Below are 22269 nucleotides of genomic sequence, written 5' to 3'. Positions count from 1 at the left end.
TCAAACACACCACAATGAGGCTGCCGTAACGATAGGCTGTCTCGTTATGGATCAAGAGTATGCTTCTTTCGGCGCTTGATGCTGAATCCGAGGTGACGGCTACCTATTTTTCGGTAGATGGTGGTGCCCAGCAGACGGGGCGGGATGCGGTAACTTTGAGTACGGAGGGGACGTATTGCTGGTCTATCGGAGCGTAGATGCCGCAGGCAACATGGAACAGCCGCTTACCGCTGCCGTACGCACCGATAATACAGCTCCGGAGATCACCATAACGGGGTAATACCAGCGTAGCTGACACCAGGGGCAGAGTGGATGGAAAATATTGTTTTCTAAAGCCTTCCTAGAGGCACCGCCAGATAAATGACGTAAAACCCACTCTAAGACGGTTTTTACCAAAATATAAGTCGGTTTTCCTTAGCTAAGGATTACCGACTTTTTATCTTTTGTATTCAGCTATCCAGAAACGAGTATTAGAATCGGGGCACTTAGGGAGGCGTGCAGTATGATTGCACAGTGGGGATACCAATAGACCTGAGTTTGCCATTCACTTTTGGGATGTACACGCGGCGGGCAGGTAGTGGTATAGGTGATATCCGTCATCCAGACCTTACCTTAACACCTTCCTGTATCAACGTTCCCAAGCATACAAAATGTTAGAGCTATATATGTTTTGTTTCACATTATATAAATACTCAGAGGTCGTCGCGATCTAAACATCCTGTCTTTTATTCGGTTTAGTTTATGGAATCGTCCTTTGCAAAGAAAGCTCGTATATCCTTACGTGTCTGTGCGGGCAAAACACGATCCAACTCCTCCTCCAGCCAGGACAATTTCTTACTGCGTAAATAATTTTGCATAGTCTCTTCGGCTTGGAGCATAACTAAATTAATTGAGCAGGAGCTTGTCGAAACTGTGCAGTCTGAACAGTCGCGATTGCGATATAGATAGCCCCTATCCTTGATGTTTTGGCACTGGAAAATTGGCTTCTTGCCCTCCACTGCCTCGACCACATCCCAGAAGGATATTTCCTCCGGATCCCGTGCAAGTTTAAATCCACCTTTAACGCCAGGAACCGACGAAATGATACCCGCTTTAGCAAGATTTGTAAATATTTTGGATAAGTAGGTCTCCGGAATGCCTTGAAAAAATGCAAGTTCCTTGATACCAATCTTTGAATCGTTTGGAATTAAGTAAACTAGACAATGCAGTGCATATTCGACTCCGACACTATACTGCATAATAACTCCTCCCATTTTATTATGGGTAAATATTTATAAATCTAATGATAACCGCTCCAATTGTCAACTGTAGGCCGAACCATAAAAATGGATTTGACTTGGCACATGCATCGCTGTATATTGGGGTCTAAGGTTATCGGCGATTAATCTTGTCGCCAATAAAATCAAATTTAGGAGTGGAAACATGGAAAAATTACTTGTTATCAATGCGCATGCCACTGTTGATTCCCCTGATTCAGTTAGTCTTGAAGTCGGCAAATATTTTATTGAGAACTACCGCAAGTTGAATCCGAACGAATTGATCGAGCAAATTGATCTATATGGCGAAGAAATTCCGGAAATAAACAGCACCGTTCTGAACGCTTGGGGGAAATTTGCATCTGGTGGAGAGTTGACGGACGAAGAGAAACGCGTTACCAGCAAAATGAACGAAATTTTACAGCAATTCAAGAGCGCGAAAACATACGTGATCGTCATGCCGCTTCACAACTTCAATATCCCCTCCCGGCTTAAGGATTACATGGATAACATCATGATCGCCCGCGAAACCTTCAAATATACGGAAAATGGCGCAGTAGGTTTACTAACTGACGGACGTAGTCTACTCGTGATTCAAGGAAGTGGCGGTATCTACACGAATAACGATTGGTACACAGATAACGAATTCTCACACAACTACCTCAAATCGATGTTTAACTTCCTCGGCATTGAGGATTACCAAATTGTCCGAGCTCAAGGTACAAGCAAGCTTGACAAAGCAAACGTGCTGGATAAAGCAAAAAATGAGGCCCAAGAAGCGGCAGCGCGTCTAGCAAAGAAAGTAACTGTCTAGCCGTATTTAATGCCATTTGTGACCATCGCAATATTCGAAGACAAAATAAAGCGATCGTTGCCGAAAGGAAATGATCGCTTCCTCTTCAGTGTTAGATGAAATCCGGAAAGTAGCTATTAGGGATTATTGGTATTAATTGTTCCGCAATATTCGTTCCCAGCAATGAAAAATATGGAGGCGAGACGCATAGTGGAAGAGGGCATTCCGTGTTTGAGCGGCATGCCAAGCTTTCATTCAGGTTGTGAGCGATCCTTGAAACAAAAAGCGCATTATTTTCGCAACGATCAAATCCTATAATAGGTTAGTCGAATGAATAAGGGGGAAGTTGTTGATGACGAAATTAATCGCTGATATAAAGATTCCGGATAGTAAGCTAGCCGTTGAAGCTGCTGAATTAGTGCGTGAGCATGCCGACGACCTTCTATGGAACCACTCGAACCGCGTATATTTGTTTGCGGCTATGAGGGGGAACATGAATCAAATGAAATACGATGCTGAATTGCTTTATATCAGTTCACTCTTCCACGATATAGGCCTTACTCCCGCATTCCGAAGCAAGGACAAACGCTTTGAGGTCGATGGGGCTAATGCTGCCCGTGATTTTCTTAAAAGCCGCGGCATCCCGGAAGATTCCATTCGGCTGGTTTGGGATGCTGTTGCCCTGCATACAACCATCGGAATCGTCGAATATAAGGAAACCGAAGTGGCGCTTATGAATTTTGGCGTCGGTTATGATGTCGTCGGGAAGAACTTCGATCTCATCTCAGCTGAAGCTCGGCAAATAGTCGTCCAGGCTTTTCCTCGCAGTCAGTTCAAACACAACATCTTACATGCCTTCTTGGAAGGCTTCAAACACAAACCGGAAACAACATACGGAACAATTAACGCCGACATATGCGAAATGCTTCTTCCGGGATATAAGCGCCCTAACTTCTGCCATCATGTACTTCATTCCAAATGGGATGAGTAATTGGTTTGAATGATTGGTTGCCTTTGTTCGGCAGAGTTGACAAACCACGCTTGAATCGTTCGGAGGGCCGACGATGACTCGTTGATTGAACCAGGAAACGATGAAACGACTTAAGCAGAAAGAAGGTAGATCCACGGAGGGTCTGCCTTCTTTCTGTTTACGTCGACCCGAACTTCTTAGTCTCCTCATTGTAACGCCACGGACTTACCTTCCTCGTGTGAATACTTGAAGTCGGAAGCCATTCGAAATTATTGACGCTGTTTCTTTATATATCCTATAATTAGCATCAGAATGGGAAGCTCGATCATTCTCCGGGAGTACTGCCGATACGAACATAATGCCCGCAAACCACCAAATGATATTCTTCCAATTCTTGATTCCGAGCTATTGAGCCGTTCCGTATGAGCAAATAAACATATAGAGGAACAGCTTGAGGAAGACGGCAAACAACCATACGAGCATTAACCAAATATCCATATTCTCAATAAACTCGAGCAGGGAATAAACCGAACGGCAAAGAAGTACGGGGACAAAAAAATTAGCCGGGTAATGGGGTCCGAACAGCATAATTACTAAAATTGTCGCTAGAGTAACGGTTGCGTTTGTCGTTAGAATAACCAGAGTAAATGCTTACCGGCTTTCTTAGGAGTTCTAAGGAACGGCATCAGCATAAAAATGAAGTAAGTCTCGCCCAGGGCAAATCTAAATTGAATGGGGGCATGATTGATTCATCATTGAGGGTGATATTGTGGGATTGGAAGAACAACAACAAGATTCTCTGGTACGCTGTCCGACGACACAAACATAGGTGCTTTGAGATCCCCGTAAAATTGGGGATTTTTATTTGAAAGCACGTATGTTTGTGTCGCGGTGTCATGACACAAACATACGTGCATAATCGTTTTGCGACACAAACATATGCGCATAATCGCGAAGGATTTAATGTGTTGTATGCTGCGGGAAAAGGAGCATCGGTTTTTATAAATCTCCGTTACACCACAATTCCATAAACGCAACAACAGTGATGAATAAATCTGGAGCATCATTCTAATAGAAGTATGGTCAACGAAATTGTGCGTGGTGAATGTCTGTAAGCGAACGATCCAATTCTAATCTCCTCGGAGGGACTCCTGCAAAGGGGTCCTTTTCCTTTTTATATAAGGCATAAGCCTAGCTGAGAAAGTTATCCAGTGGTTTTTTCCTTACGTGGGTGGTATATCTACATTAATCGCTCCGGCTTCGTAAATTTTAAGCCCTTGCCCGGCAAGGCCGGGGTATGGAAAAATGCAATCAAGGGGGACGGACTCATGGGACTGATTCGGCGGATTTTCACCGCATTTCAAAATTACAGCTTGCAGCGCAAAGTATTTCTTACCACATCTATCGTCATCTGTTTGGCGGTTCCGCTGACAGGTGCATTCTCTTATAATGAGGTTTCCCGAATATTGCAGGACTACGCCTATAACGCGGCAGACCAAACGGTAAATCAGCTGAGTGGCTACATGGGCAATGAAATGAAGAATGTCAGCGACCGGATGTACCTGATCAATTCCAGCGAAGCGATGAAGCTGGCGATGAGCTGGAGCCTGAATAAAACGGATGAACCTTATACGAAGGTATTCAACACGATGTTCTCGTTGTTTTCGCAAATGCGGACCAACTCGACTTCGATTAAGACGATCTATATGAGTACGCCGCGGGGAGATTTTTTCGAAGGGCCCTTTGAGAAGAAAAAGGTGCCCTTTCGCGAAACTCCATATTATGCAGCTATCGTCAACTCACCGAAAAACGTGTGGGTGCACAGCCAAATCGATCCGTTATTCGCTGGTCAAGGGGATGTCATCAGCCTGCTCACAAGGCCAGCGGCGGACATGAGCTACCTCGATCAAGACAGTTACCTGGTGATGACGCTATCGACGGAAAAATTCGTGAATAATTTGAAGAGCATCCGCCTTGTTCCGCAAGGTTTTTCTCTCATTTTGGATGAGTTCGGTAAGCCTCTGCTGATGTCCGAGGAATCTTCGGCTATGGCGGAATTTATTCGAAATTCAGCGCTCGCCCGTTTGAAGGAAGCGCCTTCCCATTTCGAAATGGACATCAACAAGGAAACGTTCCTAGTCAACCATTCGGAAATCCCATTTACCCAGTGGCGGGCTGTCGTCGTCCAGCCGAAGGATAATCTGCTCGAGAAGGTCGGTTTCATCAAGTATTTCACTATTTTGATGACCGTTATTTTATTGATCGTTTCGTTCCTCGTAAATAATTGGATCGCCAAATGGGTAACCAATCGACTGCGCAATCTGATGATGCTGATGAACAAGGTCAAGCTTGGCGATCTTAACGTGCGCTTCTCTTCCATTTACCGAGACGACATCGGCGAGCTCGGCAACCGGTTTGACGAGATGCTGGAGCGTATTCAAGGCCTGCTTAGGCAGATTGTCGAAGAAGGGAAGGCCAAGCGCCAAGCGGAGATGCGAGCGCTTCAGGTGCAGATCAATCCGCATTTTCTATACAATACGCTGGATGAGCTGTATTGGAAGTCACTCGAGTTCGAGGATCCTACAGCCCCCGAGATCATATTGTCCTTATCGCGTTTTTTCCGGCTCAGCCTCAACAAGGGGAGAGAGGAAACGACCATCGCCAATGAAATGGAGCATGTGGAGCATTATTTGAAGCTGGTGAATCACCAGTACAAGCGGCAATTCACTTATGACATCGAAGCGGATCCGCGTGCCCAAAACGTTCTGGTGCCCAAAATCATCATGCAGCCGCTCGTCGAAAACTGCGTCCTGCATGCATTTAAGGCCAACGAATATATAGACTTCCATATCCATGTGTCGAGCAGGGTCACAGAGTCGGGCACGGTGATTTTGAAGGTCAAAGACAACGGCTGCGGCATTCCACCTGAGCGTATCAAAGATTTTAATGAACCGGTTTTACCTGCCGGTGACTCTGTCTCCGTTCAAAGCGGGGGGTATGCGATCGTCAACATCAAGGAACGGCTGCTCTATTTCTTCGGAGACCGGGCTTGTTTGCGTGCCGAAAGCGGCCTAGGAGCAGGAACGGTCATGGAAATTCATATTTTTGGGTTCAAGGAGTGATCAACGATGAATGTGTTGCTGGTGGATGATAAAGAGAGCGTGGTACTGGGTATTCGTAAGCACATGCCTTGGGAGGAGCTCGGCGTCGATCGAGTAGAGATCGCCTTAGACGGGATGGAGGCTTTGGAAAAATATGCTTCCTTTCCTGCCGATTTGGTGATTACCGACATCAAGATGCCGAATATGAACGGCATCGAGCTCATGAGCCGGCTGCAGACGGAGCAGCGGCCGATCCGGTTTATTGTGTTAAGTGGATATGACGAATTCGATTATGCCAAGCAGGCGATTTCACTCGGCGCATCCGAATATGTGCTGAAGCCGGTCGATATTAAAGAGCTGACGATGATCATCGAAAAGGAGCTTTCCGCCATTCGCAAGCAGCTTGAGTTGGATGAGCAGCGCAAGCAGTTTCAGCGGAAAATACAGGTGAGCCTCCCGGCCTTGCGGCAGCAATATTTGACGGAAATGGTCCTGTTCCGGGATCATCGGCCTTTACGACTGCTGGACAAGTGGAATTTCGCGGAAATACCCGTGAAGTCGGCGCACTTCGGGCTGCTCGTTTTTTCCATCGACCGGTTTGCCGAGATTTCTCAGCAGCCTGTTCAGGAAGTGGAGCTGACGCGGTTTATTGTCGAGAATATCATCCGAGACTGCCTGGCCTCGTGGGGGAACGGCGTCGCGTTTTATTCCGAATGGGGACGGCTTACCCTGCTCGTCAATTACGATCCGGGCGAATCGGAGAAGAACATAAAGCTTCATTTGCTGCACTTTGCTGATTACTGCAGAACGTCCATAGAACAAAACTCCAATATTACCGTCACTGTAGGGCAAAGCTCTCTTTGTCCGGAACTCAAGGATCTGCCGGATGCTTACCGGCAGGCGTGCGAAGCCATAGAGCATATGTCTTTCTTCGGCATGAATCAGGTTGTTCACTACGAAGATCTGTCACACTACCGCCTCCGGGGGCGTGAATACCCGGTGCACGCGGAGAACGAGCTGATGAGCGTCGTCCGAAGAGGACAAACGGAGCTTGTTCCACAAGCTGTAGATGTTTTTTTCACGAGCCTGCACAGCAGTGAAAGCACTCCACAGGAAACCCGTCTGTCCTGCATTCAACTGGCTGCAGTGTTGTACCGTCAAATGTTGGAAATGGATATAGAGGGCGGGCTTTCCGACGATTTCAGCAGAACATGGCCTGAAACGTTCGAGGACACGAGTTTGGCGGAGCTGCGCCGCCGGGTTCTCGAGCTCTGTACGGCCGCCGCACAGCAGGTGAAACTGTGGATTCAGGACGGAACGAAAAATATCACCGAGCAGGCCAAGCAGTACGTCGAGGAGCAGCTGTTGCAAACGATTACGCTGCCCGCTGTAGCAGATCATGTCGGCGTAAGCCCTAACTACCTGAGCAGCCTGTTCAAGAAAGAAACTGGGAGCACCTTCGTGGAATTTATTACGGACAGAAAGCTGGCGCAGGCAAAGCAATGGCTCGCCGATCCGCATATCCCCATCTATGAAGTGGCGGAACGTCTCGGGTATCACGACCGACGGTATTTTCGCGAAATTTTCAAGAAAAAAAACGGAATGACGCCTTCCGGATACCGGGATCACCTGCTCGGGACGGTTACTCTCGACGAATGACGACAGCGTAAAATCTCCCCCCTCCTGATGAAAATTGCCTCCCTAGAGGAATCGGCCGAGTGCCCATATACTTGGGTTAGCAATCACAACTGGAGAGAAAGGAGATTAACCAACAATGTTACTCAGAAAAAAATGGAGAGAGTATTCCGGCCCGTATCTTATGGTGCTTCCATGCGTGATATTGCTTGCTCTCTTTACGATTTACCCGATGGGCTGGGCGTTCAAATATATGTTCTACGATTACGACGGCTTTTCCGGAGCGCGGTTTATCGGGCTGGACAACTTCGTCCGCCTGTTTACCCGGGACGCCGAGTTTTGGCAATCCGTATGGAACACCGGGGTGTTTACGTTCGGCAAGCTGATTGTGACGCTGCCACTGGCGCTGCTCCTGGCTTTTATTTTGAACCAGGGCCGGCTTTTCGGTAAAAACACAATCCGCGCGATCTTGTTCATGCCGACTATTATTAGCGCGTCGGTCATTTCGCTCGTATTTTACCTGATGTTCAACTCGTACAATGGCACTATAAACAACGTTCTTATTCAGCTCGGAATCATCCAATCCCCCATCGAATGGCTCGGCATTAAATACTCGATGGTGACGGCGATCATCGTGGCGATCTGGGGAGCGGTCGGCAACTACATGGTGCTTTTCCTCGCCGGACTGCAGGGCATTCCGAACGATCTGTACGAAGCCGCTTCGATTGACGGCGCCAACAAAACCCAGCAGTTCTTCCACATCACGATTCCGATGCTTGGACCGGTGATGCAGATCATCATCATGCTGGCGATCGTAAATACACTCAAGAGCTATGAAAGCATCATGGTATTGACCGCAGGAGGACCTGCTGGCAAAACGGAAGTGATGTATCTGTACATCTACAAGCTGTTCTTCCCGGTATCCGAGGGAGAGGCGGTTGTGCAGCAATACGGCTATGGGGCTGCGGCCGGCTTCGTATCGGCCTTGATTGTCGGAATCATTACCGGACTATATTTGTTTATCTCGCGCAAGTCCAGCGAGTCGCATTAAGGAGGTCAGCCAGCTATGAGCAGCTTTTCTGCAAGAGTCAATCCGGCCGGCGGCACGGAGGCTAAATCCGCCGATCGTCTCGCTCCGACGATCGGTAAGGGGATCGTTTGGCTATTTTTGCTCGTTATCGTATTTTCCATTCTTTATCCGGTATTGTTTACTTTATTCGGCTCGCTCAAAACCAACTCTGAGCTGCTCGGCAGCACAAGCATTATACCCGAGGCTTGGCAGTGGCATAATTACATCGACGCTTGGAAAAAAGCGAATTTTGCGGTGTATACGTGGAACAGCTTATTCATTTCCGTCATATCGACGGTGATGAACCTGATCGTCTGCTCTATGGGCGCTTATGCGCTTGCAAGAAGGAATTTCCCCGGACGAGGGGCGATCCTATTCGTTCTTGCTGCGACGATGTTCATTACGATCGGTGCGATTACCTATCGCCCTCTGTACGATATGATGAAGTCAGTTCATATGCATAAATCGCTGTGGAGCGTCATTTTGATTTTTGTCGGCACTCACTTGTCGTTCTATCTTTTCCTCTTGGAACGTTTCGTTAAAGCCATACCGAAGGATCTGGACGAAGCCGCCACCATCGACGGATGCGGATTTTTCGGGATTTATTGGCGGGTCATTCTGCCGCTGCTTGGGCCAGGACTCGGCGTAGTCGGTCTGTTTACGTTCCGCGATGCATGGAATCAATACATTTTGCCGCTTATTTTTACAATGACGAACCCAAGTCTCAGACCGCTGACGGTAGGGGTCATTTCCCTGAAATACTCAACGAACGCCGCTGCGGAATGGCACCTGATGCTGGCCGGCTCAATGCTGTCGATGCTGCCTATTCTGGTCGTCTATTTCATGACCAACAAGTCCTTTATCGCCGGAATTACAAGCGGTTCGGTAAAAGGGTAAACAGGGGGACGAGGATCACAAAAAATTCCCCCCTAACCGGAAATTTACCGCTCTACCGATCTGAAGCTATGAAAAATATAATCAGCTATAGCAAACGAAACCGAATTAGAATAAGGAGATGCAGCGAACGATGATGAGCAAAAAACAAGCAGCTATAACCGGACTTCTGGCGCTTTCGCTGATTGCGGCGGGTTGCACAACGACGGAACGGACTGATAGCGGCAAAAGCAATACCGCCGCCTCCGGACAAAAGGTCAAGCTGAAGTTCTGGACAAACGCCCGTCACGACACCGATCTGATGCAGGAGAAAATCAAGCAGTTCAACGAAACGAACAAAAGCAATATCGAAATCGAATATCAAGTGATGACCGATAACTACGAGCAAGTATTGCAAACGGCCATCCTGGCCGGAGAAGCGCCGGACATCATGAACGCCAAGAGCAAGCTTGCGATCACCGATTTGGTTAAAATGAAGGCTATCGAGCCGCTTGACAGCTATACCACGCCGGAGCTGAAGGCGAGATTCGGCGATAATCTTCTTAAGCTGGACGGCATCAACTCGGTCGACGGCAAGCTTTACAGCCTGCCTAACTACGGCTCGACCTTCCGCTTGATCTACAACAAAGATTTGTTCTCCAAGGCCGGACTTACTGAACCGCCGAAATCGCTTGAAGAGCTTGTCACCTATGCGCAAAAAATTACTGAAGCCGGCAAAGCCGACGGCGTATACGGCTTCGCGCTCAATATGAAAAATCCGGTGGCCGCTTACGAGCGAAGCATCATGCCGATGATGCGTCTGGACGGCAAGGACATCTATGACTGGAAAACCGGCAAATACGATTTCTCCACACTGAAGCCGTATGTAGAAACGATCAAGAAAATCGTCGACAACAAAAGCATGCTGCCGGGCTACGAATCGCTCGACATCGACCCGCTCCGTAACCAATTTGCTGCCGGCAAGATCGGGATGTACATGTCCCTGTCCGCCGAACCTAGCGTTTATGATTCCCAGTTCCCGACCAAAATCAACTGGGGCGTAGCTCAATTGCCGACCATTGACGGCCAGGCGCCGAAAGGGGCTAACTATATTAACGCGGCCGGCAACTGGCTGTATATCTCTTCGACCAGCGAACACAAGAAAGAAGCATGGGAATTCATGCAATTCATTCATGGCGACGATGTGCTCGTTCCGTACTTCGAGCAAGGCAAAGGGGTTGCCCTTATCCCTTCCGTAATCTCGAAAGCGAAAGAGCCGTCCTTGAAAAACTTCAAGGATTTCACGCCGAAGGACGACGCGATTTGGCCGGTGTATCCGGTTCATAAGGTGGAAGGAAAAGCATGGCAAAGCGTCGTTGTGGAGTACATTCTCGGGGTGCTTCCGCTCGATAAAGCGATCGATGATATGAACAAGCGCTACAACGAAGGACTTGACGCCGCGGAGAAGAGCGGCACCGTCAAACGCGTAGTCATCCCTGATTTCAACGCGAGAAACCTTATCAGCAAATAATAAACAAATATAAATACCGCTGTATGGAGCCGAACGACGCTTTACAGCGGTATTTTTATACAGAGGAGCTGTTTCAATTGCCATTTATGACGTCCGTCGGCCGGGACTGCCTGGAGCGTTTGTTTAACCCGGATCTCATTGTACAACAAGCGAAGATGTCCTTGGAGGCTGAACCGGTCCATATTACCGACGCGGTCGCAGCGAAGAGTCCCGGTACTGCGCACGACTATTATTCGAACGGCGACTATTGGTGGCCAAATCCGGAAACGCCGGACGGATTGCCGTACATCCGCAGAGATGGCGAAAGCAATCCGGGCAATTTCCACAGCCACCGCATCCTGCTGCGGCAGATGAGAACCCATGTCGCCCGGCTCGCCAGCGCTTACGCCGTTACAGGGCAGGAGGAGTTCGCCGAAAAGGCAGTGCTGTTCTTGAAGAGGTTTTTCCTGGACGAAGAGACTCGAATGAACCCTCATCTCCTGTACGCGCAAGCGATTCCCGGCGTCTGCGAAGGAAGGGGAATCGGCATCATCGATACGCTGCATTTGATCGATGTTCCGATCGCGATTCAGGCGCTGCAGTCTTCTCCGCATAAGTACGAGGAAATCGCAGCCGGCCTAAAAATATGGTTCGCCGATTATCTGCGTTGGATGAGTACGAATCCGAACGGGATCGAAGAGATGAATGAGCGCAACAACCACAGCGTTTGCTGGTTTGTTCAAGCTGCTGTATTCGCCCATTTTACCGAAAACGACGCCATGCTGAATTTTTGCAGAAAAAGGTACAAAGAAAAGCTGCTGCCCGATCAGATGGATATGGACGGAAGCTTTCCGCGGGAGCTTGCCCGAACCAAGCCGTACGCGTATTCGATTTTTCAATTGGATAATCTGGTGACATTATGCCATGTGCTTTCCACGCCTGAGGACAACTTATGGACCTATTGCCTTCCGGATGGCCGCAGCATCGAACAGGGGCTCCGATTCCTGCTCCCATATCTGATTAATAAGGAAAGCTGGCCTTACCCGCCAGATGTCGAAACCTTCGATGATTGGCCCGTGGGCATGTCTTCACTGCTGTTCGCAGGATTGGCCTTGAAGCGGAATGAATGCGTCGATCTGTGGGTTTGCCTCGACAAGGATCCGCAGGACGTGGAGATTCGGCGTAATATTGCGATCCGGGAGCCGCTTTTGTGGCTGCTTGCGTAACGGATATGGCTCGCAGCAGGTTTTACAATTAATTTAACTCATCCCTTATTGCCGCGAGGCTGCCGAAGATGATCCGGCGGCCTCTTTTAGGCTGTATTGAATGTGCTTTCTTTTAAAATCTCATATATTTCTCCTATAATACCTTGTTCATTAACGGAACTACTATGAATGTGGCATTCTCCAACGAGCATGGAGCTGCGCTAACGGATAACGATAGTATGGAGCTGCCACGAGGTCAGCTCTTCTTTGATGTTATTGAAGTAAACCCACCCCATTGGTGACTACGACAGTATAGCTGCCTGCACGGTTCCTTAAGGTCCCAGCAACTATGCGCCCTCTGAATTATTTCTTTGCCGCTTTCGCTTCGTTCAGCGCCTTCATTGCTTTCTCTTCCTGCTCCCGCATCGCCGTGTTCATGTCCTTCTTGTTCAGAGCCATGTCTTCGGCCACAGCGTTCGAGTACGTGGTAATGAGGGCCGACCATTTGGAATAATCGGGCAGCGGCGCCGGAGCCACCTTGAAAATCGACTGCAAATTTTTCCCTTCATACACTTTGGAATTCTGCGCAAACATCGCCTTCAGCTTGGGATCCTTCAGCGGTGTGATGCGGCTGTTTTTGGTCAATTCCTCCTGCGCGCCGGGAGACAGCATCGTCAAGAGCACCCGATAAGCAGCTTCCTTATTTTTGCTTGCTTTGCCGACGGTCAGCATATGAAAATCGACCGGATTGCCAATATTCGGGCGCTCTTTAAACACTGGATGCGCAATGACGTCCCAATTGTACGCCGGCTTGCTCTTGGCGACGGTACCAGTCCACGAGGCGATCCAGTTGGGCAGCATGGCGATTTTTCCATTGTTGATATTGGTTTGCTGATACGTTTTGCCTTGAATCATGCCGGTAATTTCTAAAAAACTCTGCTCCAGGGAGTAGATCACCCGATGCTTATCCGACGTCAAAATAATTTTCTCGTCCGTGGCGTTGGCGCTGGATGCGCCGTATTGCTTAAGCAAATTTGGAACACTGGACGGCGATCCCCCTATGTACTGCACGCCGCCCTCCATGCGGGTCAATTTTTTGGACAGCTCCAGGTATTCGTCCCATGTTACAATATCCTTCGGATACGGGACGCCAAATTTATCGAATAAGTCCTTATTGTAGATCGTAGCGCCGTAATTCATCCCGAACGGCAGCCCGTAGATGGTCCCGCGGCCAAGCCCTTTCAGCGCGTCTACGATACTCGGTTCGATCAGATCGAGATTGATGTTGAAACGCTTAATCATCGCCGTCAGGTCCTCGGGATAATCCAGATCAAAGTAATCGGTCAACAACGTGTTGCTGACGGCAACCAGATCGGGCGGCGTTCCTCCGGCGACCAGCTTCTGAAAATCTTTTTCCTGGGTGAGCTTCAACGTAATATCTGGATATTTTGCCTTTACAGGCTTTGCAAAATAGTTTTCAAACTCTTCCGGGGTCATACCGGAGTTTCGGTCCTGTACGAGCAGCTCTACCGGACCGCCTGTATATTCGTCCGAAGCCGGAGCCTTCCCGTCTGTTACTGATCCAGCGGATCCGCTCTGATTGGAAACGCTTCCGGCACAACCTGAGAAAAAGAGGAGCCCTGCAATCATCGTAGGCAGTAGCGTCATTTTTATCCTTAGAACAGCCATTGTTTTCATCTCCATTTCGGCGCAACCATCTGCACTAATTACTCTCTTTTGCTTGATGCGTGAGTTTTTTGAACCGCTCCGGTGAAATCCCTTCCTGTTCCTTAAACAACCGGCTAAAATGGGAAAGATTCTTAAATCCTACCTCATAGCATACATCCGTTACCGAGCTTGCTTGTTCCAAGCTAAACAGCAGCTTGGCATGGTTGATCCGCCGACTGTGCAAAAAATCGATAATCGTCATTCCGGTCGCCTCGCGAAAAATCTTCGACAAGTATTGCTTGCTCAAATACACTTGCTTTTCCAGCCGATCAAGCGTAATTTCTTCCGCATAGCTGTGTTCGATAAAGGAAACGATTTTTCGCACGCTTCGCTCCCTCTCAGAAGCCTGGATGGCGGTTGACCCCAGCAAATGCTCGCACCGGCCGTAAATAAACATTAGCATGTCGTAAAACGCCATCAGAAATCGGCTGCTGCTGATGAGATCCTGTCGGACGTATAAGCGGTTCAGTCGCAGCAGCATGTCCTCGAACTCCGCTCTGTATTCATCGGTGAGCCGAATGCGGCAATGGATAAGCTGCTCGAAAGGAAGCAGGGGATTCAATCCGTGCAACTGCTTGTCAAAATAACGAATGATAGAAGGATCTAACTGGAACATCGAACGTACATACTCGTCGTCCGCATAAACCTTGGGGCCGTGCGGTGTCAAACCGTCCATGATGATCAGATCGCCGGGATGCAGCGAAATTCTCCGGTCCCCCAACCAAAAATCCCCTTTGCCGCTGTGAAGATAGAAAATTTCGTAAAGTGCGTGCGAGTGAAATGAAAATTTCTTTTTCTTTGGCCAGTTGTAGTAGTATTCGCCGAACAAACTATATGGAAGTGGCAGCTTCAATACATCCCCCTCCGTAAAGAAATAAAGATAAGCAGCATCAAATCCATCTTACCATACGATATGGAAGTTCACTTTGCTGTGATTAACAACATCTTTAAACGAATAACTTAAAATTGTATCAAGCATAACGCATTTTGTTTCGTTGTGCGAAAGATGTATTTTTGCGCCGACAGAAACTACAACAACGACTGTCGGGTGATAAGAAACATGGTGACATTAGAAGTTGCATATTATGCGTCTTTTTCATTTTATGCCATAAAGTTCTTGTCAAAATTAGCTAACAACAACATTATGACACCCGATTTGACATGAACATTATGACATTCCTTACGGATCGCTGCTACTGAATATGGATGACTATCGTAATCTCGGGCACGTCAGCTGCTGATTAAACTAAAGGGCAGTTTAACGCAACAAAACCATTGTCGAACACGAACAAAAGTCAAACTTCTGGATCTAGACTCTTGAGTAGTTTTTTTCAGATTTCTTCTAACGCTTAAAAGTGATATAATTTTCTGAAATGGTTTTCAAAGGAAAAAGGTGCATCCATCTGGAAGAATTGCTCCGCTTGTATTGTATCTGCACCAAGCAAAAAACAACATGCGAATTTAATAAAGAACATATCTTCCCCGAGGGCATCGGGGGATCGGCATCATTATGACAGCGTTGATCATCACTAGACGGACCACTTTCTTATCATCCGTTGGAAAGATTTCAAGCGAAATTTGAGTCAAGAGGGCATTCAAATGAGATTAGGTTTATTGCACTTGAGCGATATTCACATGACCTTAGGGGATAATAGTGTTATTTCAAAGTACCCCAATATTATACCGGCTATACAAGAGTATTTGTTTGAAGTAGATGCGGTATATGTGATCATTTCAGGTGATAGTGCTTACTCGGGAAATGAAGGTGAATACGAAAAGGTAATAAACATGTTGAAGCATATCGAAAATCAAATTGTCGAATTAAAAAAATTTAAGCCGCGTTTCGTTGTTATTCCCGGAAACCATGATTGCGATTTTAAAGATACTTCCCTCTATGCTGTCCGTTTCGCGGCTCTTTGTTGACAAGCCGGTATCCCCACAACTGCGTTTCCGGACACGAGGTTCAGCTGCCGTCAGGGCAGAAAACGATTGCTCATGTGTTCAACGAACACGGTTACAAGACCGCCTACATCGGGAAATGGCACCTAGACGGATTTCATGAAAGGGAAGGGCGGGCCGCCAAGCACATCATTCCGCCGGAAAGGCGTGGAGGCTTCCAACATTGGATCGGGTACGAGAATAACAATAGCCAGTACGATTGCTGGGTTCACGGTGACGAAGGGGATAACGCCTTCCATTATCGATTGCCTGGCTATGAAACGGACGAGCTGACCAATCTGCTGATTGATTATATTAAGCAGCAAGGGAAAGCAAAGAATCGGGGGGACGAGGCACCGTTTTTCGCCGTATTATCCGTTCAGCCTCCGCATGACCCATACATCGCGCCAGAGGAAATGAGAAAGCGCCACAATCCTGCCCGAATCGAGCTGAGGCCGAATGTTCCGAACATCCCAAGGATCATCGATCAGGCGAGAAAGGAGTTGTCCGGCTATTATGCCATGATCGAGAATCTGGACTGGAACGTGGGCCGAATCCGCAAAGCGCTTGAAGCATGCGGATTGGACGGAGACACGCATCTGATCTTTTTTAGCGACCATGGAGATATGCACGGATCTCACGGACAGTTTCGGAAGACGATTCCTTTCGAGGAGTCGATCCGCATTCCGTTCATTATGGGTGGTGAACAGTTGTATCACGGCAGGGTCAGAGGCACGGATACAACACCGATCAATCATGTTGACATCGCGCCGACAACACTGGGTTTATGCGGTATCGAAAAGCCGACTTGGATGGAAGGTACCGATTATTCCAGTCATCGGCTGAGGGGTAACCCGAAAGACAATGAGCCGGACTCCGCCTACATTCAAAACATTAATGCATTAGGAGAAGTGTGCCGGCCCTGGCGCGGAATCGTAACGAAGGACGGCTGGAAATACGTATGCTACGAAGGCGCAGAGTGGATGCTATATAATTTACAAGAGGATCCTTACGAACAAGTGAACCTTATCAATTTTCGATCCCATCAGCGTAAATGCAAGGAGCTGAATGAGCGATTGCGGGAATGGATTAAGACAACCGCTGACAGTTTTACCTTACCTGAATATCACTAAAGCAGCAGAAATTACAAACTTGGTAAAGGCGTGAGAATTGTGAAGGAAGAAACGCTATATTTGTGGCAAAGCCGCGCGCAGGAGGCACAGCACACGTTTGACTCCTGCTTCTGGAATGCCGACATTCGCATGTATAACATTGAATCTCCTTGTCCGGACGGGGAATGCAATACGATATTTCATTATTGGTGGATGGCGCACGCGGTTGAGAATTTGACCGACGCTTATCTGCGAACGCAAGAGCCGCTGTTCAAGAGCAGATTGGCACAAATATATGACGGTCTACTCGAGAGGAATGGCGGAGTGTGGCCGAACGAGCTGTACGACGATATGGAGTGGATGGCCATCGCCTGGCTTCGCGCCTATCATGCCACTCGGGAGGAGCGTTATTTACACGCTGCTCTTACGCTATGGGATGATATTCAGACAGGCTGGAACGACCATATGGGTGGAGGCATCGCTTGGCGGAAGCAGCAGCTGGATTATAAGAATACTCCAGCCAACGCACCGGCCGTCATTCTCGCTGCCCGTCTGTATCAGGCATTCGGCCGGGATGCGGATCTGGAATGGGCCGTCAAGGTTTATGATTGGCAGACGCGCCACCTGGTCGATCCAGACACCGGCTTCGTCTGGGATGGCATCAACCGGACCGGGGATGGCAAGATTGACATGAATTGGAAATTCACTTACTGCCAGGGTGTCTATATAGGGGCAGCTCTGGAGTTGTATCGCATCACTGGAGATCAAGCCTATCTTCGGCAAGCGGTCCGAACAGCCCATGCCGCAATAGCGCAATTGGTCGATCCGGTTTCAGGTATGCTTCCTCTCGAAGGGCCAGGCGACGGAGCCTTATTTAAGGGCATCTTCGTCAGATATTTGACCGATCTATTGACGGAGCTGAAGCTTTCTCCGGATAAAGCCGAACCGACGGACCGAAGCACGTTGGTGGGCTCGCTTCTGCGGAACGCAAACTCGCTATGGGAGAATGCGAGAAGAGAGCAGATGCCGCTATTCGGCAACAGTTGGGCGCGGATTGCGGAAGGAAAGATCCAGCTAAGCGCACAACTAAGCGGGGTTCATCTACTTGAAATGATGGCTGTACTGGAGACACTATATGTTCTCGAGAAATCGGAGCGAAGCTAGAGGGTATGACTTGGGAGAATGCGATCTTGCCAAACAAGTCTCCACACGGCGGACGCTATACAATATAGAGGATTGGCGAACTGGAGGAGCTGTACAGCAAGATACCCCGACACCTGGTGTGCGGGGTATGTTTTTTGCTGCTTCATTCATCTTTCCACGCTCTCCCTGTACTCGGTCGGTGTCAGCTTGACCACTTCCCGGAACATTTCGTGAAAATAACCGGTATCGGCAAATCCGACCTCCTCGGCAATTTTTTTGACGGTCCAATCGGTGGAGTTGAGCAGCACTTTGGCGTTCTCGATGCGGTGATGGCGGAGCTTTTCCGAGAAGGTCATTCCATAATACTGGATCAGGATGCGGTTTAATTGCCGGATGCTGACTCCGATGCGGCTGGCCAGCGTCTTGTGAGACTTGGAGGCTGCGGGATTAAGCCGGAAAAAATCGTCCACGATATCCCTTCGCCGGTCATTGACGATTTTTTTCGGCAGCGAGTAGTTCGGTTCAGCGTCGCCGGTTATGCAGCGCGCCGCCTTCGCGACAATTTGCGATATCAGGTTTTGTACAACCGAATAGCACCCGATTCGCGGGTTATTGAGCTCAAGCATGATTTGCTTGCACAATTCTGCGATGTTCTCTGTATCGTCGCCGAACCAGAACGGATTGCAGGTGAATATATGGAATAGCTGATCAACTTCGCTTTGAATGAAATAGCTCGTTTTTCTGCTCTTGCGGGTTAGCTGCTTCAACTCAATATTAATGCAAAATTCGCTCATCGGCTCATCAGGGTTCGTCTTCTGCTGATGGAATACTTCCGGCCCGGTAATATAAAAACAGCCCGGCGTTATGTCGTACGTCCTTTTTCCGACTTGTAAAGTGCCTTTGCCGAAAGGGATAAAGTGAAGCTCTAAGCTGCTGTGGGAATGATTTTTTACACTCCAGGTAGGTGTAGGGGGCTGATAAGTGATGTACAGCACATTGATGATCAAATTGCCCAACTGAAATTTGAGATCAAGGTCATCCTTATACTCGATTCTTTCCGTAAACATTCGCTGATCCCACCGTCCGTATATATTGAAAGCTGCCTACCTCTATATTACAACATTAAGGAACAGTCAACAAATACGTCATGTTTCGGAAATAATGTCTTTCCTGACCATTGGATACAATATTGAAAGCGGTAAAATAGAGTCATAGGCACGAAGAGTACTGTTGCCGACAGCAATCTCAGCTTAATCTATCAAAATAACAGGGATGTGATCGTATGGCTGAAAGCCGCAAACCGAACATCTTATGGATTTTCTCCGACCAGCACCGTGCTCATGCACTAAGCTGCTACGGAGACGAGAACATTCATACTCCGAATCTGGACCGTTTGGCAGGAGAAGGCATACGTTTTACCCGGGCTTATTCGAACACACCATTATGCGCACCGTTTCGGGCGACGCTGTATACCGGCAAATACGCTACAACCCATGGAGTCGTCTCGCTGCACATCCCGCTGCAGCCGGGGCAGCTTACACTGCCGGAAGTGCTGCAGGCAAACGGCTACCATACGTCCCATATGGGCAAGTGGCATTTAGCAGGAGGTGCGGCGTCGAGCGCCTTTGTTTCACCCTTTTTCCGGCCCGGCTGGAACAACTGGTGCGGCTGGGAAAACTCGAACCGGCCGTGGGAGACGCAATATACCGAAGGGGACACCCCGCTTCCACTTAAGACGCTGCCCGGCTACCAGACCGATGGCTTGACCGGTTTGACGGTGGAATGGATTCACAAGCAGCCGGCGGATCGACCTTGGTTCCATGTCGTCTCCATTGAACCGCCGCATCCGCCTAATTCCGCACCGGAGAAGTATGAGGCGATGTTCCGCGACAAGCCGCTCAAGCTGCGGCCGAACGTCCCGGAGGAGCATCCGAAGCGCGACAAATATATCGCCGATTTACGCCGTTATTACGCCCAAATCGCTAATCTAGACGACAATGTCGGACGTATCCTGGAAGCGCTTGAGGAGACAGGGCAGCTGGAGGATACGATTGTTTTCTACTTCTCCGACCACGGAGATCTGATGGGCAGTCACGGCATGACAGGCAAAAGCCGCCCCGAGGAGGAATCGGTCAACATCCCGCTTATCATCCGTTATCCGAAGCGGGTACCGCAGGGCAAGATATCTCACGGTTATATAAGCGGGGTAGACATCATGCCGACCTTGCTCGGGATGATCGGAGGGGATATTCCGGACGATGTGGAAGGTACCGACCTGAGCGGTACCGTATACGGCCATCAGGAGGAAGGTGCGGACGAGGTTCTTCTCCAGTATGAGCGTACATTTTTTAAGAAGTCACCGGAGAGTTCGTTTCGCTCCATTCTGACGGAGGATTGGTCGTACACTTGCTTCTTGACGCAAGGCCCCGCACAGCTGTTTCATTTGGGGGAAGACCCTTATCAGCTGCACAACCTGATTACGGATGACTCGTATGCCCATGTCAGAGATAAGCTTCACACGAAATTGGCAAATAAGCTTCAGGCGCACAACGACGATTTTTTACAGAGAACCAGTTGGGCTTGAGAAACCGCCGATCAATAGGGAAAACCATACTAGGGGGAAGGGATGATTTCAAGATGAACAAAAAGTTAAGGTATGCAGCTGCTATTATGGCCGCTATTGTCGTCACATCGGGCTGCGCGAAAGATTCGAAGCAAAGCGGCGACTCACAAAAGGGCGCCGCGGAAAAGAACGAACCGGTCACACTCACGCTCTATCAGCATAGCGCCAAGCTGTCGGATGAGGAATTCAAGCAGCTGGTCGCCGACCCTGTTAAGGCAAAATATCCTCATATCACGATGCAGTTAATTAGACAGGGACCTAACAACAACCCGCAAAACCTCATCACCGCCGGGCAGTTTCCGGATATGATGTTCGCAGCTCCTAGTGCGCTCAAGGAATACGAAAAGCTGCAAATCGTAGAAGATTTGAATCCGTTCGTCAAGAAAAACAGCTTCGATCTGAAAAAGTTTGATCCGCACTCGTTCTCGACTGTCAACAACATTTGTGGGAAAGACAGGCTGTGTGCGCTGCCGTTTTCTGCTAATCCCGGCGCATTATTTTTCAACAAAGATATTTTCAACAAATTCGGTGCTCCGTACCCGAAGGACGGGATGACATGGGACGATGCGATCGAGGTGGCGAAGAAGGTGTCGCGCCAATCCGACGGCGTTCAATATATCGGCCTAAATACGGGACAGATCGAATGGATCACGACACAGCTGTCCACACCGAGAATCGATCCCAAGACTAACTTGGCCAATTTCCTGCATGACGATTTTAGGCTGACCTTGCAAAAGTATAAGGATATCCAGGATATTCCTGGGAACAGGCGGGCGAGCAGCGCCATCAACAACTTCTTCAAAGACAGGGATACGGCCATGCTGACTTATTTGATCGGCGGCACGATTGGACCGTTGGTTGAGATGAGCTTGAAAGGCGACGTCTTCGACTGGGACATGGTTTCCATCCCAACCTTCAAGGAAGCGCCGAAAAAGTCGTATCAGAGCGACTATCACCTTCTCGTCATGTCATCGACCAGCAAGCACAAAGAGGAAGTGTTTAAGGTCATGCAGCTGCTGACGGATACGGCATCCCAGACGAACGTATCGAAGTATGCACGGGTTACGTCGCTGCAAGACACGAAGATCAAGGAGGTATTCGGTGAGGCGATACCGGCTTTGAAAGGGAAAAACATTAAGGCGCTGACGGTTAACGAAGTGGCCGATGTCGCTTATCATGAGTATGACAGTGTCGTCGGCCCAATCCTGGTCGATGCGATCCGAAAGATCGGAGAAGGCAGCAAAGATATAAACACGGCGCTGCGAGACGCGCAGGAAGCGGCGAATAAGGCGATCCAGGAAGCGAAGAAGTAG

Annotated in this window: 17 protein-coding genes; 13 read left to right on the top strand and 4 right to left on the bottom strand. The window is 48.7% G+C overall.

Annotation, left to right across the window (positions count from 1 at the left end; translation table 11 throughout):
- Positions 1–734: 734 nt before the first annotated feature.
- The gene (locus ACFQI7_RS33450) at positions 735–1238 is read right to left on the bottom strand and encodes an Rrf2 family transcriptional regulator (RefSeq protein ID WP_218101933.1); all 504 of its coding nucleotides are present in this window, start codon (positions 1236–1238) and stop codon (positions 735–737) included.
- A 184-nt stretch (positions 1239–1422) separates the two neighbouring features.
- Between ACFQI7_RS33450 and ACFQI7_RS33445 the strand changes: the two genes are divergently transcribed.
- The 8 genes from ACFQI7_RS33445 to ACFQI7_RS33410 all read left to right on the top strand — a co-directional run bounded on the left by ACFQI7_RS33445 (position 1423) and on the right by ACFQI7_RS33410 (position 12433).
- Positions 1423–2070: an FMN-dependent NADH-azoreductase gene (locus tag ACFQI7_RS33445; protein ID WP_218101934.1), complete on the top strand. Its 648-nt coding sequence runs from the start codon at positions 1423–1425 to the stop codon at positions 2068–2070.
- Positions 2071–2401: 331 nt separating this feature from the next.
- Positions 2402–3040: an HD domain-containing protein gene (locus ACFQI7_RS33440; protein ID WP_218101935.1), complete on the top strand. Its 639-nt coding sequence runs from the start codon at positions 2402–2404 to the stop codon at positions 3038–3040.
- Between the two features lie 1307 nt (positions 3041–4347).
- On the top strand, positions 4348–6141 hold the full coding sequence (locus ACFQI7_RS33435) for a cache domain-containing sensor histidine kinase (protein WP_218101936.1): 1794 nt from the start codon (positions 4348–4350) through the stop codon (positions 6139–6141).
- Positions 6142–6147: 6 nt separating this feature from the next.
- Positions 6148–7779: a response regulator gene (locus tag ACFQI7_RS33430; RefSeq protein ID WP_218101937.1), complete on the top strand. Its 1632-nt coding sequence runs from the start codon at positions 6148–6150 to the stop codon at positions 7777–7779.
- Positions 7780–7894: 115 nt separating this feature from the next.
- The gene (locus tag ACFQI7_RS33425; protein ID WP_218101938.1) at positions 7895–8806 is read left to right on the top strand and encodes a carbohydrate ABC transporter permease; all 912 of its coding nucleotides are present in this window, start codon (positions 7895–7897) and stop codon (positions 8804–8806) included.
- 15 nt (positions 8807–8821) lie between these two features.
- Positions 8822–9721, top strand: coding sequence for a carbohydrate ABC transporter permease (locus tag ACFQI7_RS33420; RefSeq protein ID WP_218101939.1), 900 nt, complete (start codon positions 8822–8824; stop codon positions 9719–9721).
- 130 nt (positions 9722–9851) lie between these two features.
- Entirely contained in the window at positions 9852–11228 is a 1377-nt protein-coding gene (locus ACFQI7_RS33415) for an ABC transporter substrate-binding protein (protein WP_218101940.1), read from the top strand.
- Positions 11229–11314: 86 nt separating this feature from the next.
- On the top strand, positions 11315–12433 hold the full coding sequence (locus ACFQI7_RS33410) for an alginate lyase family protein (protein WP_218102012.1): 1119 nt from the start codon (positions 11315–11317) through the stop codon (positions 12431–12433).
- Positions 12434–12775: 342 nt separating this feature from the next.
- Here the strand turns inward: ACFQI7_RS33410 and ACFQI7_RS33405 are convergent, their stop codons facing one another.
- Together ACFQI7_RS33405 and ACFQI7_RS33400 are read right to left on the bottom strand one after the other, a co-directional pair.
- Positions 12776–14101, bottom strand: a complete 1326-nt coding sequence (locus tag ACFQI7_RS33405) for an ABC transporter substrate-binding protein (RefSeq protein ID WP_218101941.1) — start codon at positions 14099–14101, stop codon at positions 12776–12778.
- 34 nt (positions 14102–14135) lie between these two features.
- Complete coding sequence (locus ACFQI7_RS33400) at positions 14136–14993, bottom strand: helix-turn-helix transcriptional regulator (RefSeq protein WP_218101942.1); 858 nt, start codon at positions 14991–14993, stop codon at positions 14136–14138.
- Between the two features lie 746 nt (positions 14994–15739).
- Between ACFQI7_RS33400 and ACFQI7_RS33395 the strand changes: the two genes are divergently transcribed.
- Genes ACFQI7_RS33395 through ACFQI7_RS33385 form a run of 3 tightly spaced genes read left to right on the top strand, consistent with a single transcriptional unit; the run spans position 15740 to position 18354 of the window.
- A complete protein-coding gene (locus ACFQI7_RS33395) occupies positions 15740–16063 on the top strand; it encodes a metallophosphoesterase family protein (RefSeq protein ID WP_218101943.1) in 324 nt (107 codons plus the stop codon).
- Positions 16060–17211 (top strand): sulfatase family protein, encoded by a 1152-nt coding sequence (locus ACFQI7_RS33390; protein ID WP_218101944.1) that lies wholly within the window; start codon positions 16060–16062, stop codon positions 17209–17211. The genes ACFQI7_RS33395 and ACFQI7_RS33390 overlap by 4 nt, the downstream gene beginning before the upstream one ends.
- 39 nt (positions 17212–17250) lie before the next feature.
- Complete coding sequence (locus ACFQI7_RS33385) at positions 17251–18354, top strand: glycoside hydrolase family 76 protein (RefSeq protein WP_230415478.1); 1104 nt, start codon at positions 17251–17253, stop codon at positions 18352–18354.
- 146 nt (positions 18355–18500) lie between these two features.
- Here ACFQI7_RS33385 and ACFQI7_RS33380 read toward each other — a convergent pair whose 3' ends face one another.
- Positions 18501–19400 carry an AraC family transcriptional regulator gene (locus ACFQI7_RS33380; RefSeq protein ID WP_218101945.1) on the bottom strand — a complete coding sequence of 300 codons (900 nt, stop codon included), beginning with the start codon at positions 19398–19400 and terminating at the stop codon, positions 18501–18503.
- 215 nt (positions 19401–19615) lie between these two features.
- Here ACFQI7_RS33380 and ACFQI7_RS33375 point away from each other — a divergent pair, with 215 nt between their 5' ends.
- Both ACFQI7_RS33375 and ACFQI7_RS33370 read left to right on the top strand, forming a co-directional pair.
- Positions 19616–20917: a sulfatase family protein gene (locus ACFQI7_RS33375; RefSeq protein ID WP_218101946.1), complete on the top strand. Its 1302-nt coding sequence runs from the start codon at positions 19616–19618 to the stop codon at positions 20915–20917.
- A 53-nt stretch (positions 20918–20970) separates the two neighbouring features.
- Entirely contained in the window at positions 20971–22269 is a 1299-nt protein-coding gene (locus ACFQI7_RS33370) for an ABC transporter substrate-binding protein (protein WP_218101947.1), read from the top strand.

Source organism: Paenibacillus allorhizosphaerae, from assembly GCF_042659105.1.
Classification (GTDB): domain Bacteria; phylum Bacillota; class Bacilli; order Paenibacillales; family NBRC-103111; genus Paenibacillus_G; species Paenibacillus_G allorhizosphaerae.
The sequence above is the reverse complement of the archived record's forward strand: the minus strand, read 5'-3'. Positions and strand labels throughout refer to the sequence as shown.

Bases quoted from the DNA above. Each gene is read 5' to 3' on its own strand.
- ACFQI7_RS33450 (WP_218101933.1), bottom strand. From the start codon at position 1,238: ATGCAGTATAGTGTCGGAGTCGAATATGCACTGCATTGTCTAGTTTAC.
- ACFQI7_RS33380 (WP_218101945.1), bottom strand. From the start codon at position 19,400: ATGTTTACGGAAAGAATCGAGTATAAGGATGACCTTGATCTCAAATTT.
- ACFQI7_RS33435 (WP_218101936.1), top strand. From the start codon at position 4,348: ATGGGACTGATTCGGCGGATTTTCACCGCATTTCAAAATTACAGCTTG.
- ACFQI7_RS33415 (WP_218101940.1), top strand. From the start codon at position 9,852: ATGATGAGCAAAAAACAAGCAGCTATAACCGGACTTCTGGCGCTTTCG.
- ACFQI7_RS33370 (WP_218101947.1), top strand. From the start codon at position 20,971: ATGAACAAAAAGTTAAGGTATGCAGCTGCTATTATGGCCGCTATTGTC.
- ACFQI7_RS33395 (WP_218101943.1), top strand. From the start codon at position 15,740: ATGAGATTAGGTTTATTGCACTTGAGCGATATTCACATGACCTTAGGG.
- ACFQI7_RS33420 (WP_218101939.1), top strand. From the start codon at position 8,822: ATGAGCAGCTTTTCTGCAAGAGTCAATCCGGCCGGCGGCACGGAGGCT.
- ACFQI7_RS33440 (WP_218101935.1), top strand. From the start codon at position 2,402: ATGACGAAATTAATCGCTGATATAAAGATTCCGGATAGTAAGCTAGCC.
- ACFQI7_RS33425 (WP_218101938.1), top strand. From the start codon at position 7,895: ATGTTACTCAGAAAAAAATGGAGAGAGTATTCCGGCCCGTATCTTATG.
- ACFQI7_RS33405 (WP_218101941.1), bottom strand. From the start codon at position 14,101: ATGGCTGTTCTAAGGATAAAAATGACGCTACTGCCTACGATGATTGCA.
- ACFQI7_RS33375 (WP_218101946.1), top strand. From the start codon at position 19,616: ATGGCTGAAAGCCGCAAACCGAACATCTTATGGATTTTCTCCGACCAG.
- ACFQI7_RS33445 (WP_218101934.1), top strand. From the start codon at position 1,423: ATGGAAAAATTACTTGTTATCAATGCGCATGCCACTGTTGATTCCCCT.
- ACFQI7_RS33430 (WP_218101937.1), top strand. From the start codon at position 6,148: ATGAATGTGTTGCTGGTGGATGATAAAGAGAGCGTGGTACTGGGTATT.
- ACFQI7_RS33410 (WP_218102012.1), top strand. From the start codon at position 11,315: ATGACGTCCGTCGGCCGGGACTGCCTGGAGCGTTTGTTTAACCCGGAT.